Source organism: Thermoactinospora rubra (assembly GCF_002093975.1).
Lineage (GTDB): Bacteria > Actinomycetota > Actinomycetes > Streptosporangiales > Streptosporangiaceae > Nonomuraea > Nonomuraea rubra_A.
Genome location: NZ_KZ084331.1, coordinates 1 through 12821 on the forward strand (window position 1 = coordinate 1; position 12821 = coordinate 12821).

16 protein-coding genes are annotated in these 12821 nt (G+C 73.3%); 12 read left to right on the forward strand and 4 right to left on the reverse strand.

Features of this window, described 5'->3' with window-relative positions; all coding sequences use genetic code 11:
- Nucleotides 1–818: 818 nt before the first annotated feature.
- Both BSB02_RS11040 and BSB02_RS11045 read left to right on the forward strand, forming a co-directional pair.
- On the forward strand, nucleotides 819–1484 hold the full coding sequence (locus tag BSB02_RS11040; protein WP_084958657.1) for a DUF1345 domain-containing protein: 666 nt from the start codon (nucleotides 819–821) through the stop codon (nucleotides 1482–1484).
- 47 nt (nucleotides 1485–1531) lie between these two features.
- Complete coding sequence (locus BSB02_RS11045) at nucleotides 1532–2458, forward strand: pentapeptide repeat-containing protein (protein WP_084958658.1); 927 nt, start codon at nucleotides 1532–1534, stop codon at nucleotides 2456–2458.
- Here BSB02_RS11045 and BSB02_RS11050 read toward each other — a convergent pair.
- Nucleotides 2385–2774: a hypothetical protein gene (locus BSB02_RS11050; RefSeq protein ID WP_084958659.1), complete on the reverse strand. Its 390-nt coding sequence runs from the start codon at nucleotides 2772–2774 to the stop codon at nucleotides 2385–2387. The genes BSB02_RS11045 and BSB02_RS11050 overlap by 74 nt on opposite strands.
- Before the next feature lie 62 nt (nucleotides 2775–2836).
- On the opposite strand from BSB02_RS11050, the gene BSB02_RS11055 reads away from it, so the two are divergent.
- A complete protein-coding gene (locus tag BSB02_RS11055) occupies nucleotides 2837–3958 on the forward strand; it encodes an amidohydrolase family protein (protein ID WP_143590480.1) in 1122 nt (373 codons plus the stop codon).
- A gap of 17 nt (nucleotides 3959–3975) precedes the next feature.
- Here the strand turns inward: BSB02_RS11055 and BSB02_RS43445 are convergent, their stop codons facing one another.
- Both BSB02_RS43445 and BSB02_RS43450 read right to left on the reverse strand, forming a co-directional pair.
- A complete protein-coding gene (locus tag BSB02_RS43445) occupies nucleotides 3976–4200 on the reverse strand; it encodes a VOC family protein (protein ID WP_420855842.1) in 225 nt (74 codons plus the stop codon).
- 52 nt (nucleotides 4201–4252) lie between these two features.
- Nucleotides 4253–4387 carry a VOC family protein gene (locus BSB02_RS43450; protein WP_276206319.1) on the reverse strand — a complete coding sequence of 45 codons (135 nt, stop codon included), beginning with the start codon at nucleotides 4385–4387 and terminating at the stop codon, nucleotides 4253–4255.
- A 113-nt stretch (nucleotides 4388–4500) separates the two neighbouring features.
- Here BSB02_RS43450 and BSB02_RS11065 point away from each other — a divergent pair, with 113 nt between their 5' ends.
- From BSB02_RS11065 to ptsP, 8 genes are all read left to right on the forward strand, one after another.
- Entirely contained in the window at nucleotides 4501–5262 is a 762-nt protein-coding gene (locus BSB02_RS11065) for a DeoR/GlpR family DNA-binding transcription regulator (RefSeq protein WP_084958660.1), read from the forward strand.
- A complete protein-coding gene (gene pfkB, locus BSB02_RS11070; protein WP_084958661.1) occupies nucleotides 5259–6194 on the forward strand; it encodes a 1-phosphofructokinase in 936 nt (311 codons plus the stop codon). Before BSB02_RS11065 ends, pfkB begins: the two co-directional genes overlap by 4 nt.
- Nucleotides 6195–6288: 94 nt before the next feature.
- On the forward strand, nucleotides 6289–7446 hold the full coding sequence (gene mtlA, locus BSB02_RS11075; RefSeq protein WP_084958662.1) for a mannitol-specific PTS transporter subunit IIC: 1158 nt from the start codon (nucleotides 6289–6291) through the stop codon (nucleotides 7444–7446).
- A complete protein-coding gene (locus tag BSB02_RS11080; RefSeq protein ID WP_084958663.1) occupies nucleotides 7443–7748 on the forward strand; it encodes a PTS lactose transporter subunit IIB in 306 nt (101 codons plus the stop codon). Before mtlA ends, BSB02_RS11080 begins: the two co-directional genes overlap by 4 nt.
- Nucleotides 7741–8157 (forward strand): PTS mannitol transporter subunit IIA, encoded by a 417-nt coding sequence (locus tag BSB02_RS11085; protein WP_084958664.1) that lies wholly within the window; start codon nucleotides 7741–7743, stop codon nucleotides 8155–8157. Before BSB02_RS11080 ends, BSB02_RS11085 begins: the two co-directional genes overlap by 8 nt.
- A complete protein-coding gene (locus tag BSB02_RS11090) occupies nucleotides 8154–9170 on the forward strand; it encodes a zinc-dependent dehydrogenase (protein ID WP_084958665.1) in 1017 nt (338 codons plus the stop codon). The genes BSB02_RS11085 and BSB02_RS11090 overlap by 4 nt, the downstream gene beginning before the upstream one ends.
- Nucleotides 9163–9429, forward strand: a complete 267-nt coding sequence (locus BSB02_RS11095) for an HPr family phosphocarrier protein (protein ID WP_084958666.1) — start codon at nucleotides 9163–9165, stop codon at nucleotides 9427–9429. Before BSB02_RS11090 ends, BSB02_RS11095 begins: the two co-directional genes overlap by 8 nt.
- Nucleotides 9422–10999 carry a phosphoenolpyruvate--protein phosphotransferase gene (ptsP, locus tag BSB02_RS11100; protein ID WP_084958667.1) on the forward strand — a complete coding sequence of 526 codons (1578 nt, stop codon included), beginning with the start codon at nucleotides 9422–9424 and terminating at the stop codon, nucleotides 10997–10999. Before BSB02_RS11095 ends, ptsP begins: the two co-directional genes overlap by 8 nt.
- 28 nt (nucleotides 11000–11027) lie before the next feature.
- Here the strand turns inward: ptsP and BSB02_RS11105 are convergent, their stop codons facing one another.
- Complete coding sequence (locus BSB02_RS11105; RefSeq protein WP_084958668.1) at nucleotides 11028–11981, reverse strand: NAD-dependent epimerase/dehydratase family protein; 954 nt, start codon at nucleotides 11979–11981, stop codon at nucleotides 11028–11030.
- A gap of 183 nt (nucleotides 11982–12164) precedes the next feature.
- Here BSB02_RS11105 and BSB02_RS11110 point away from each other — a divergent pair, with 183 nt between their 5' ends.
- Complete coding sequence (locus tag BSB02_RS11110; RefSeq protein WP_084958669.1) at nucleotides 12165–12815, forward strand: hypothetical protein; 651 nt, start codon at nucleotides 12165–12167, stop codon at nucleotides 12813–12815.
- The last annotated feature ends 6 nt before the right edge of the window (nucleotides 12816–12821 follow it).

Below are 12821 nucleotides of genomic sequence, written 5' to 3' on the forward strand. Positions count from 1 at the left end.
CCCCCGGCCTGAAGGCCGGAGCACTGGCCCGCATTTTGGTAGCCGCCGGCCGCGTTCCGCACCTGGTCGGCGCGGCCGGGAAGGGGCTGGTCCTGCGGCGTGGCGACCGTCGACACGCCGGCGAGCGGGTCACGCGGCATCGGTGGGCCTCCCGTGGTTCGACCCGCCCGAGGGCAGGGCGGATGTGGGGCGAGCGGGTCCGTCAGCCCCGCCGGCGGCGCGGATGTGGGGTACCGGCCGGGTGCCCGCCAACCGGGCATCGGCCGCATGGAGAGCGGCCGACAGGAATCGAACCCGTGATAACCGACCGGATTCGACCCGCGCCACCGGCGGGACTGACGGCTGTCCACCGTGCCGCATTGCCGTACTGCGATGCCGTACGGCGGCGCCGGTGAACAGCTGGAACCATAGCGAAAAGCACGGGGACGGCACGACGGATTTTTCGCGGATGACTTTTCGCGGACGCCGCCGTGACGCCGGGAGAATGAGGGGGACTTTAAACCGGCCTCGCTTCCGTCAGCCCTGGCGGCGGCACGGATGTGGGGCTACCTGCCGGCCATGGAGTGCTGGGCCGCTGCACCACACCGCCCGAGGGCGATGCCGGGATTCGAACCCGGGTCCCCGCTTTTTGGAGAGCGATAACCGACGAGGATTCGACCCGTGCCGCCGGCAAGGCTGACGGAGTTCGCCACGCTGGAATCGCGGCGAACAGCCGACACGATATCCGACGACGCGGATGCGACACGACAGGATTTCCAGATCCGGCCCGGGCTAGGCTGGACGGGGTCGGCGGAACCGATGGGTGGGGCGAGTTCGTCATGCGGCCGAAGCGAGCATCAGGGCCGGACGGAGTCTCGGCGCGGCGGACCGTGCTGACCGCCGGAGCGAGCGGGCTGCTGGCCGCGGTCCTCGCCGCGGCGGCGGTGCCGTTGCCGTACGTGCCGCTGATCGGCTGGGACGTCGCGGCGGTGACGTTCCTGCTCGCCACCTGGTGGCGGATCGCCCGGCTCGACGGGGCCGAGACCGCCGCCGACGCGGCGCGGGAGGACCTCACCCGGGCGGCCGCCGATCTGGCGCTGCTCGTCGCCTCGGTGGCCAGCCTGGCGGCCGTCGGCTACGTGCTCGTCCAGGCCGACATGGACACGGTGCCCGCGACCGTGCTGCATGTCGGGCTGGCCGCGGGCAGCGTGATCGTCTCGTGGGCGGTGATCCACACCATCTTCACGTTGCGGTACGCGCGGCTGTACTACTCGGGCCGCGACGGCGGCGTGGACTTCCACGACAGCACGCCCGGCGCCCAGCCGCGGTTCACCGACTTCGCCTATCTGGCCTTCACCGTCGGCATGACGTTCCAGGTCTCCGACACGGAGCTGCGCACCTCGGCGTTCCGGGCGGCGGTGCTCCGTCAGGCCCTGCTGTCCTACCTCTTCGGCACGGTCATCGTCGCGCTCGCCATCAACCTGGTCGCCAGCCTGAGCCGCTGACCGCGACCGGTGGGGAGTTTGTCGGGGCGGTCTGCGAGACTCCGTCCATGCGTGATCCCGCACCGGCCCAAGGCGCCTTCGAGCCGTTCAGCCTCCGGCCGAGCCCGCATGAGTGGCAGGAGGCGTGGATCGCCCGGGGAGAGCTTCGAGACCGCCGCTTCGAGCTGCCCGCCGGAGTGTCGAGCGTGTTCTTCGAGCGGGCGCGGCTGGCGAACGTCGGCTTCTCCGGAATCCGGTTCGCCGAGTTCCGCGTCTACGACAGCGTCTTCGACCGGTGCGACTTCACCGGCACGGCGTTCGACCGGCTGGCGATGGGCGACATGTGCGGCGAAGGCCCACGGGACCGCGCCGGCTGGCCGCGGTCGGTCTTCCGCGACTGCGTGTTCCGGCGCACCCGCTTCCCGCCGTTCACCTTCTTCGGCAACGTCCGGTTCGACAGGTGCGTGTTCGACCGGTCCCGGCTGAGGGGCCAGACGGCCACCTTGGAAGCCGAGTTCGTCGACTGCGTCTTCCTCGGCCGGGTGCGTGACATCAACTTCTGGGGCCGCCCGGCCCAGCGCGACGAGGCCGCGCTGGGCCGGGATCGCAACGAGTTCACCGGCAACGACTTCACCGGCGCCGAGCTCCAGGGCGTCGCCTTCCGGCACATCGACCTGCACGCCCAGCGCTTCCCCGGCCTGCCCGGCTATGCGCTCCTCGACCGGATCGGCGAGCGGGCGCGTGCGGTGCTGCCCGTGGTGGAGCGCTGGCCGGATCCGCGCCACCGCGAGGAGGCCCGCTTCAGCCTGGAGTTCCTCGCGGGCATGGCCCTGAAGGACAACGACGACCATGCGCTGGTGAGCCCGCGGGACATGGGCAGGAGGCTGCCGCCCGCGCTCCGCGAGGAGCTGTTCGAGGCGTTCAGACGCACGTCCAGCGATACATCCCCTGGCCGAGCCGTACGGCCTCGCGGGCCAGATCCCGCAGCGCCGTGATGCGTTCGAGCTCCAGCTCGTCGAGCAGTTCCTCCTCGGCGTACTCGCGCAGCCGCGCGTCGTCCACGGCGGCGAGCGCGGCCACGGTCTGCGGCGCCAGCCGCTCCACGGCCGACGCCTCGTCCTCCGCCAGCATCTCGCTGTCGCCGAACTCGCTGAGGTCGCGTCCGCTCAGCTCGGCGGCCAGCGTGTCCGGCTCGTCGATCCACCCCTTGCAGTCGACGTACGGCAGGCGCGCGGCATGCGGCCCGCCGGACAGCGCCCGCCGGGCGGCCTGCTCGGAGTCGGCGGTGAAGTAGTCGACGAGTACGCCCATGCCGGGACACCCTAGCGCGCATCGGCACAGGGCTCGCGGGGGAGCATTCCGCAGGAGAGCTCATGAGCACGGCGAACGAGACGTACCCGGCGGACGGCCGTCCCCAGGAGCGGCTGCGCGTGCGAGGCGTCGTGCTGCCTTCGGAGGAGTGGGCCGAGTTCTGGATCGCGAACGGCAGGCTGACGCGCGAGCCGCTGCCCGGCGCGACCACGGTCGTGGACGGCGGCTGGCTGCTGCCTGGGCTCGTGGACGCGCACACCCACCCGGGCGCCCTGCGTCCGGGCGACCCGCTCGACCCGGCGCTGCTGCGGCGGCACGGCCGCAAGCACCTGGCGGCCGGGGTGACGCTGCTGCGCGTGCCCGGTTCGGCAGGCCGGCTCCCCGCGTGGTTCGGCACGGAGCCCGACCAGCCGCGCGTCGTCTCGGCCGGTCGCTGGCTGGGCCTGCCCGGCATGTTCTACGACGGCTGGGCCCGGCACGTCGGCGCGGACGAGCTGGCGGACGCGGCGGTGGAGGAGGCGCGTGCGTCCGGGGGCTGGTGCAAGGTCTACGCGGACTGGGTGGTCGGCGAGGAGGGGCTGGAGGCGCCGCCGCTCCCCGCCGGCCTGCTCGCCGAGCTGACCCGGCGGGTGCACGCCGTCGGGGGCCGCGTCGCCGTACACGCGCAGACAGAACACGGCGCCCGGGCCGCGGTCGAGGCCGGCGTGGACAGCCTCGAACACGGCCTGGGCCTCGACCCGGCACTGCTGGACCGGATGGCCCGCCGGCGCACCGCCCTGGTGCCCACGTTCACCGTCTGGGAGACCTTCGAGCAGGTCGCCCGCGCCTCGGGCTCCGATCGGTTCCGCGCGTGGTTCCGGGCCGTCCACGCCCGCCTGGGGCCGCTGGTGTCGGCCGCGCACGAGGCCGGCGTGACGGTGCTGGCCGGGACCGACAGCTACGGGACGCCCGAGCTGCCGCACGGCCGGGTGGCCGGCGAGGTGCGCCATCTGGCGGCCGCCCCGATGCCCGCCGCGGCGGCGATCGGCGCGGCCAGCTGGACGGCGCGGTCCTTCCTCGGCTTCCCCGGGCTCGGCCACGACGCCCCGGCCGACCTGGTCGCCTACGACCGGGACCCGCGCACCGACCTCGCCGTCCTGGACCGGCCCGCGCGCGTCATCCACCGGGGCCGGGTCATCCGCTGAATCCCTTCGGACCGGTCTCAGAGCGCCGGCTGCAGGCAGAACTCGTTGCCCTCCGGATCGGCGAGCACCACCCAGTCCTCGTGGCGGGCCAGCTCTCGCGCGCCCAGCTCGACCAGGCGCCTCACCTCGGCCTCGAGATCGTCGCTCCGAAGGTCGAGGTGAACCCTGTTCTTGACCGTCTTGGCCTCCGGCACGCGCTGGAACCACAGCCGTGGGCGCCCGGAGGGCCCCTCGACCAGCACGGTCGGATCGTCTTCGGGGTCGTCGATCCCCTCGGCGCGCAGGCGTTCCAGTTCAGCCTCGTCGTAGGGGGGCCACCTCGTAGCCCTCGAGCGCCGCGGCCCAGAAGCGGGCCAGCGACGCGGGGCGCGCGCAGTCGAACACGACATCGTGGAGCCGGGCCATGGAGAGCACGCTGCCACTCCTCACGCACCGGCTTCAAACCGTTTTGGACGCCCGCAACACCGCCAACCTCTTGACATTTCCACATAAACGGATAGAAACGGAGGAACATCCAACTGAAACGGCGGTGAAACAACATCATGTACGCCGAGGAGCGGCAGCAGGAGATCCTCCGCCGGGCACGGACGGCGGGCCGGGTGGACGTCGTGCGCCTGGCACAGGAGCTCGAGGTCACGACGGAGACCATCCGGCGCGACCTGACCGTCTTGGAGCGTGCGGGTGTGCTGCGCCGCGTCCACGGCGGGGCCATCCCGGTGGAGCGGCTGGGCTTCGAGCCCGGGCTGGCCGCCCGCGACGAGGTGATGACCGCGGAGAAGGAACGCATCGCCAAGGCCGCGCTCGCCGAGCTCCCCGACGACGGCTCGGTGATCATCGACGCGGGGACCACGACGGGACGGCTGGTCCGCATCATGCCGACCGACCGCGAGCTCACCGTGATCGTGAACTCCCCGCCGCTGGCCACCGCGCTGGCCACCCGGCCGAACCTGACCGTCATCATGCTCGGCGGCCGGGTGCGGGGCCGCACGCTGGCCACGGTGGACGACTGGGCCCTGGAGCCGCTCGCCCGGCTGCACGTGGACGTGGCGTTCATGGCCACCAACGGCTGCAGCGTGGCCGCCGGGCTCACCACGCCCGACCCGGCCGAGGCCGCGATCAAGCGGGCCATGGTCAAGGCGGCCGAGCGCAGCGTGCTGCTGGCCGACCACACCAAGTTCACCAGCACCTACCTGGCGACGTTCGCGACGCTCGACGAGATCGACGTGGTGATCACGGACACGGGCCTGGACCCCGCGCTCGCCGGCCAGATCTCGGCGGCCGGGCCGGAGGTGATCCGGGCGTGATCCTCACCCTGACGCTCAACCCGAGCCTGGACCGCACGATCGAGGTCGACTCGCTGGAGCGCGGCGCCGTCATCCGCGCCGGGGCGGCCCGGCTGGAGCCGGGCGGCAAGGGCGTGAACGTCTCCCGCGCGCTGCTGGCCAACGGCGTCGCCTCGTGCGCGGTCGTGCCGTACGGCGGCGACCAGGGCCACCGGCTGATCTCGCTGCTCGGCGCGGCCGGGCTGGACATGGTCACCGTGCCCGTCCAGGGGCCCACACGTTCCAACATCACGCTCGCGGAGCCGGACGGCACGATCACGAAGATCAACGAGCCGGGGACGGCGCTGAGCGCGGAGGAGCTGGAGCGGATCGCCGAAGCCGTGCTGGGCGCGGCGCATTCGGCCGACTGGCTGGTCGCCTCGGGCAGCCTCCCACCGGGCGTGCCCGCCGACGTCTACGCCATGCTGACGCGGCGCTTCTCGGCGGCCGGGATCCTGGTCGCGGTCGACACCAGCGGCCCGGCTCTCGAATGCGCGCTGGCGGCGGGCCCCGCCCTGATCAAACCCAATCGGGAGGAGCTGGCCGAGGCGACCGGCAGGCAGCTGTACCGGCTGGGCGACGTGGTGGAGGCGGCAGAGAAGCTGCGCGCCGCCGGCGCGCGGACGGTACTGGCCAGCCTCGGCCGCGACGGCGCGCTCCTGGTCCAGGAGGACGGCGTCTGGTACGGCGAAGCCCCCGTCACCGAGCCGCGCAGCGCGGTCGGCGCGGGAGACGCGCTCCTGGCCGGCTTCCTCGCGGCGGGGGCGTGGGGCCCGGCCGCCCTCGCCGAGGCGCTGGCCTGGAGCGCGGCGGCGGTCGAGCTGCCCGGCAGCCGCATGCCCGGTCCGGGGGACATCCGCCGCGGCCACGCCCGCGTCGGCCCGCCCGATCCCGACCTGCCCCTCCAACCCTGAAAGCCAACCCTGAAAGCCAACCCTGAAAGCCAGCCCCTCTCAAAGCCAGCCCATGAAGGCACCCCCCTGAAAGACCCTCCAAAGGAGCACCACGATGGCCGACACCTACACACCGCCGGTCCAGGGGACCGGCGTCAAGGCCACCATCCAGCGCATCGGCGGCCACCTGGCCGGCATGATCATGCCGAACATCGGCGCGTTCATCGCCTGGGGCCTGATCACCGCGCTGTTCATCCCCACCGGCTGGCTGCCCAACAAGGAGCTGGCCGAGCTCGTCGGCCCGATCATCACCAACCTGCTGCCCATCCTCATCGGCTATACCGGCGGCCGGATGGTGCACGGCCAGCGCGGCGCGGTGGTGGGCGCGGTCGCCACCATGGGCGTCGTGGTCGGCTCGGACGTCCCGATGTTCCTGGGCGCGATGATCGTCGGCCCGCTGGCGGCTTTCATCCTCAAGCACGTCGACAGGTTCGCCGAGGAGCGGACCAAGGCGGGCTTCGAGATGCTGGTGGACAACTTCACCGCCGGCATCGTGGGCGGCGCCATGGCGGTCGCGGGCGTCCTGGGCATCGGGCCGGTCGTCCGGGTCGTCACCACGGCCGCGGGGGACGCGGTCTCCTGGCTGATCACGCACAACCTGCTGCCGCTGGCCTCTCTGCTGATCGAACCGGCCAAGGTGTTGTTCCTCAACAACGCGATCAACCACGGCGTGCTCGGCCCGCTCGGCGTGGCGGAGGCGGCCAGGACCGGCCAGTCCATCCTGTTCATGCTGGAGAGCAATCCCGGCCCGGGTCTGGGGCTGCTGCTGGCCTACCTGTTCTTCGGGCCCAGGCTGCTGCGCCCCAGCGTGCCCGCCGCGATCGTCATCCAGTTCTTCGGCGGCATCCACGAGATCTACTTCCCGTACGTGCTGATGAAGCCGCGCCTGATCGTGGCGGTCATCGCGGGCGGCGCGGCCGGGGTGTTCACCTTCATGGCCACCGGCGCGGGCCTGGTCGCCACCCCCTCGCCGGGCAGCATCTTCGCCTACCTGGCGGTGACCCCGAGGGGCGGCCTGTTCGGCGTCATCCTCGGCGTCGTGGTCTCAGCGGCCGTCTCCTTCCTCGTGGCCTCGGTCCTGCTCGGCTTCGGCCGCGGGGAGCGGAAGGCCGCGGAGGAGGGCGCCGCCGAGCAGCCGCCCGCCGAGGCGGACGGCGCCGGGCAGCCCGCGGAGATCGGCAAGCAGGACGCTCCCAGCAAGGCGGAGGCATGAGCATGGACGGCAAGGACATCCGCAAGGTCATCGTGGCCTGCGACGCGGGCATGGGGAGCAGCGTCATGCTCGCCACCCAGCTGCGCAAGCAGCTCAAGGGCACCGGCGTCGAGGTGGTGCACACGCCGGTCAACCAGATCCCGGCCGACGCCGACGTGGTGCTCACCCATGCGGGCCTGGCCACGCGCGCCCAGGCCGCCGCCCCGGGCAAGCTCGTCGTGCCCTTCCAGGTCTTCCTGGGCGACCCGGCGGTGACCAGGCTTGTGGAAACGATCAAGAAGGGCGGGACCGTCGGTGCTTGACGTCCTCGACAGGCGGGCCGTGCTGCTGCACGAGAGGGCGGCCGACCGGGAGGAGGCCATCCGCCGCTGCGGCCGCGTGCTGGTCGAGACCGGCGCCGTCGCCGAGCCGTACATCCAGGCCATGCTGGAAAGAGAACGTTCCATCTCCACCTACGTCGGCGAGGGCGTGGCGATCCCGCACGGCGTCTCCCGCGAGCACGTGCTGCGTGACGCGATCTGCGTCGTGCGCTTCCCCGAGGGGCTGGACTGGGACGGCGAGCGGGTCACCGTGTGCGTGGGCATCGCCGCGCGCGGCGACGGCCACGTGGCGCTGCTGGCGCAGCTCGCCGAGATCCTGCTCGACCCCGAGCGTGCCCGCGCGCTGCGCGAGGCCACCGACGTCGACACCGTCATCAAGGAGCTGACATGAAGGTCGCCCGGTTCTACGCCCCCGGCGACATCAGGATCGAGGAGGCGCCGCCGCCGCGGGGCGACCTCGTCATCAGGGTGCGCAACTGCTCGACCTGCGGCACCGACTACAAGATCTTCCGGCACGGCCACCACCACATCAGGCCCCCCAGGGTGATGGGGCACGAGATCGCCGGGGAGGTCGTCGGCACGGGCGAGCGCGTGCAGGTCATCGCCGCGATCCCGTGCGGCCGGTGCGGGGAGTGCCGGCGCGGCCGGATGACCGTCTGCCCGAACCAGGAGTCGATGGGCTACCACTACGACGGCGGCTTCGCCGAGTACATGGCGATCCCCGACAAGGTGGTGGAGGTGGGCGGCGTCAACCGCATACCGGACAACGTCTCCTTCGCCGAGGCGTCCATGGCCGAGCCGCTGGCCTGCGTCATCAACGGGCAGGAGCTGGCCGGGGTCGCCGAAGGCGACGACGTGGTCGTCATGGGCGCGGGCCCGATCGGGTGCCTCCACGTACGGCTGGCGCGCGCCCGCGGCGCCGGCCGGGTCTTCCTCGTCGACGTCAACGCCGACCGGCTGGCGCAGAGCGCGGCGCTGGTGCATCCCGACGAGGCGATCTCCGTGGACGTGGTGGACCAGGTGGGCAAGCTGACCGGCGGCCGGGGCGCCGACGTGGTGATCACGGCGGCGGCCTCGGGAGCGGCCCAGGAGCAGGCGCTGGAGATGGCCGCCAGGCGCGGGCGCGTCAGCTTCTTCGGCGGGCTGCCCAAGGACAACCCCTACATCCGCTGCGACTCCAACCTCATCCACTACCGCGAGCTCACGGTCGTCGGCGCGAACGGCTCCTCGCCCGAGCACAACGCGGCCGCCCTCGACCTGATCGCCGGCGGCGCGGTGCCCGTCGCGGACCTCATCACCCACCGGCTTCCGCTGGACCGCGTCCTGGACGCCCTCGACCTGGTCGCCCGCGGCGTCGCCATCAAGGTCACCATCGAGCCCTCTCAGGAGGCAGGTCATGCCTGAACGCACCGTGGCCGTCGCCTCGCGTACCGGCCTGCACGCCCGGCCCGCCAAGCTCTTCGTCCAGGAGGCCGCCCGCCTCGGGGTGCCCGTCCAGATCCGGGTCGACGGCCGCAGGCCCGTGCCCGCCACCAGCATGCTCGGGGTGCTGTCGCTCGGCGCGGTCCAGGGCACGATGGTGACGCTCTCGGCCGAGGGCGACGGCGCGGCGGAGGCGCTCGACGCGCTGGCGGCGCTCCTGTCGAGGGACCTCGATGAGTGAGCTGACCGGCATCGGGGTGAGCCCGGGCCGCGTCGCGGGGCCCGTCTGCCGCATGGCGGGGCCGCCCGCGCTGCCCGCCTCGCCGGTGGTCGTCAGGTCCGTGGGCGAGGCGCTGGAGGCCGTCGCCGCCGAGCTCGACCGCCGGGCCGGCGCCGCCTCAGGACCGGCGGCCGAGATCCTCCAGGCGCAGGCCATGATGGCCGCCGACCCCATGCTGAGGGAGGAGGCCGAACGGCTGGCGGCCGAAGGGCTGGACGCCGCGCACGCGCTCGACGCCGCCTTCGCCCGGCACCGGCAGGCGCTCGCCGAGCTCGGCGGGTACTTCGCCGAACGGGCCGCCGACCTGGACGACCTTCGCAACCGCGCCGTGGCCGCCGCCCTCGGCCTGCCCATGCCGGGCATCCCCGCGCCCGGCCGCCCCTTCGTGCTCGTCGCCGAGGACCTCTCCCCGGCCGACACCGCCACGCTGGATGAGTCGGTCGTGGCGATCGTCACCGAGAAGGGCGGCCCCACCAGCCACACCGCGATCCTGGCCAGGGCGCGCGGCATCCCCGCGATCGTGGCCTGCGCCGGCGCGCTGTCGCTCGCCGAGGAGGAGCTGGTGTCGGTCGACGGCGCCGCCGGCCTGCTGCGGACCGGGCTGACCCCCGCCGAGGTGGCGTCCGTCCAGGCCGCCCACCGCGAGGAGCGGGCCAGGCTGCGGGCCGGCCGGGGACCCGGCCGCACCGCCGACGGCCATCCGGTGCCGCTGATGCTGAACATCGGCTCGGCCGCCGACCTCGACTTCTGTGCGGACTCCGGCGACAGCGAAGGCGTGGGACTGTTCCGCACCGAGTTCCTCTTCCTCGACCGGCGCACCGAGCCGTCGCTGGAGGAGCAGGCGGCCGCCTACGCCGAGGTCTTCGCCCGGTGCCCCAAGGTGGTCGTGCGGACGCTCGACGCGGGCACCGACAAGCCCCTGCCGTTCCTCGGCCTGCCCGGCGAGCCCAACCCCGCCCTGGGCATCCGCGGGCTGCGGGTGGACCGGGTACGGCCCGCCGTACTGGACACGCAGCTGGAGGCCATCGCGCGGGCGGCCGAGACCGCCACGGCGGACGTCTGGGTCATGGCGCCCATGGTCACCACGTGGCAGGAGGCGGCGGCCTTCGCGGCGGCGGCCCGCGCCAAGGGGCTGCGCCGGGTCGGCGTGATGGTGGAGGTGCCGGCCGCGGCGCTGATGGCCGACCGGCTGCTGGAGCACGTCGACTTCCTCAGCGTCGGCACCAACGACCTGGGGCAGTACGCCTTCGCCGCCGACCGGCAGCATCCGGGCCTGGCCGACCTGCTCGATCCCCGCCAGCCCGCCCTGCTGCGGCTCGTGGCCGAGTGCGCCCGCGCCGGCGCGGCGGCGGGCAAGCCCGTCGGCGTCTGTGGGGAGGCCGCCGGCGACCCCACGCTGGCGCCGATCCTGGTGGGCCTGGGGGTCACCAGCCTGTCCATGTCGGCGACCTCCGTGCCGGCCGTGCGGGAGGCGCTCGCCGGGCTGACGCTGGAGGAGTGCCGTGATCTCGCCCGGGCCGCGCTCGGCTGACCGTGAGGCAGCCGGCGCGGCCGGACCGTCATCGGGTGATGACGCCCGCCCCCACCAGCCAGTCCACGGCCTCGGCCACCGCCTCCAGCGAGGTGTGACGCGGCCGGTGCCCCAGCAGCCGCGCCGCCTTCTCCATGCTGCAGTACGGGCTGTGCGCCAGGTGGTCGTAGGTGATCCGGGCGTCCTCCTCCGAGACCGTCTCCCGCCACCGCTCCCACGGCAGGAAGGCCAGCTTCGCCGTCCGCCCGAACCACCCGGCCACCGCCTCGGCGTAGCCGCGCAGCGTCAGCGCCGTGGCCGCCACCGAGTGGAAGCTCTCCCCCACCGACACCGACGGGTTGGCCAGCGCGTCCATGAACAGGCGGGCCACGTCGTCGGCGTGGACGTGCTGGACCATCTCCATGCCGAGGTTCGGCAGCGTCACCTCGGCCCCGTCGGCCAGCGCCTGGAAGACGGCCGGGTTGAGGTTCCCCGCCGGGTTGATCGGCACCCACCCGGGACCGGTGATGTGACCGGGGTGGACGACCGTCGCGGGAAAACCGTCGCGACGGGCCCGGTCCAGCAGGTACGCCTCGATGGCCGCCTTGCGCCTGCCGTACTCGCCGATCGGCCGCCGGGGCCGGTCCTCCGTCGTCGGAGCGCAGGCGGTCGGCCCGTGCACCCAGATCGTGCCGCAGTGCAGGAAGTGCCGCACCCGTCCCGCCAGCGCCGTGGCGAGCTGCTCGGCGCTGGACTCCTGGAAGCAGATCAGGTCGATGACCGCGTCGGGCTCCAGCTCGGCGATCCGCCTGCCGAACCTGCCCTCGGCCTCCTCGCCCTCGCGGTCCGCCACCACCGTGGTGACCTGCCGCCAGGCCCCATGCTGCCGGTACGGCTCCCGCCTGCCCCGGCTGACCGCGACGACGTCGTGCCCGGCGCCGACCAGCCGGGGAACCAGGTAGGTCCCGATGTGACCGCTGGCGCCGATGACCACCACACGCATGCGATCAACCCTAGGCGATCGGCCCGCCGCCACCCAGTGGCCGTCCGAAGCGGTATCAGACGGTGCACGCCGGCACACGAGCCGCATTTACGGCGGTTTTAAGAAACCTGGTGCACTGTTGTCCCTGTATACGTCGCTGTATAGCCGTGGCTTGTCCCCCTCTAGCCATCGGGAGGAAGCACGATGACCCCTGGGCCGGACGGATTCAGCACCGCGGAAACGCTGGCGAACGAGCCGCCCAGGCGCCGCTTCCCCCGCTCCCTGCTGATCACCGCCGCCACCGCGCTCGCCTTGCTCACGGGCGCCGGCGTCGCCACCGCGGCGGCGCTCTCGCCCTCGCCGTCCCCGGCTCCCACGGCGGGTGACACCGCGTCACCGAGCCCGTCCGAACCGCCTTCCGACAGGGTGCGGGGCTGGGGCCGGGGCCACCGGCTGGGCTTCGGCGGCCCGGCTCTCCACGGCGAGTTCGTCGTGCCCGACGGCCAGGGCGGGTACGTCACCGTCGCCACCCAGTACGGCGACGTCACGGCCGTCGACCAGGACTCGGTCACGGTCAGGAGTGAGGACGGCTACACCAAGGAGTACGCGGTCACCGCCGACACCCGGATCAACCGGGGCAGCACGGGCATCGACGCGATCAAGGCCGGGCAGAAGGTCCTGGTCCGGGCGAAGGTGGACGGCGGCACGGCCACCGCCCTCGCGATCCGCGACGCGTCCATGCGCGAGGAGCGGGGCCGGCACGGCAGGCCCGGCCGCTGGCACCGCGACCACCAGCCCGTCCAGCCGCCGAGCTCCTCCCCCGCGCCGACCCCGTCGCCCACGGCGACCTCCTGACCTCCT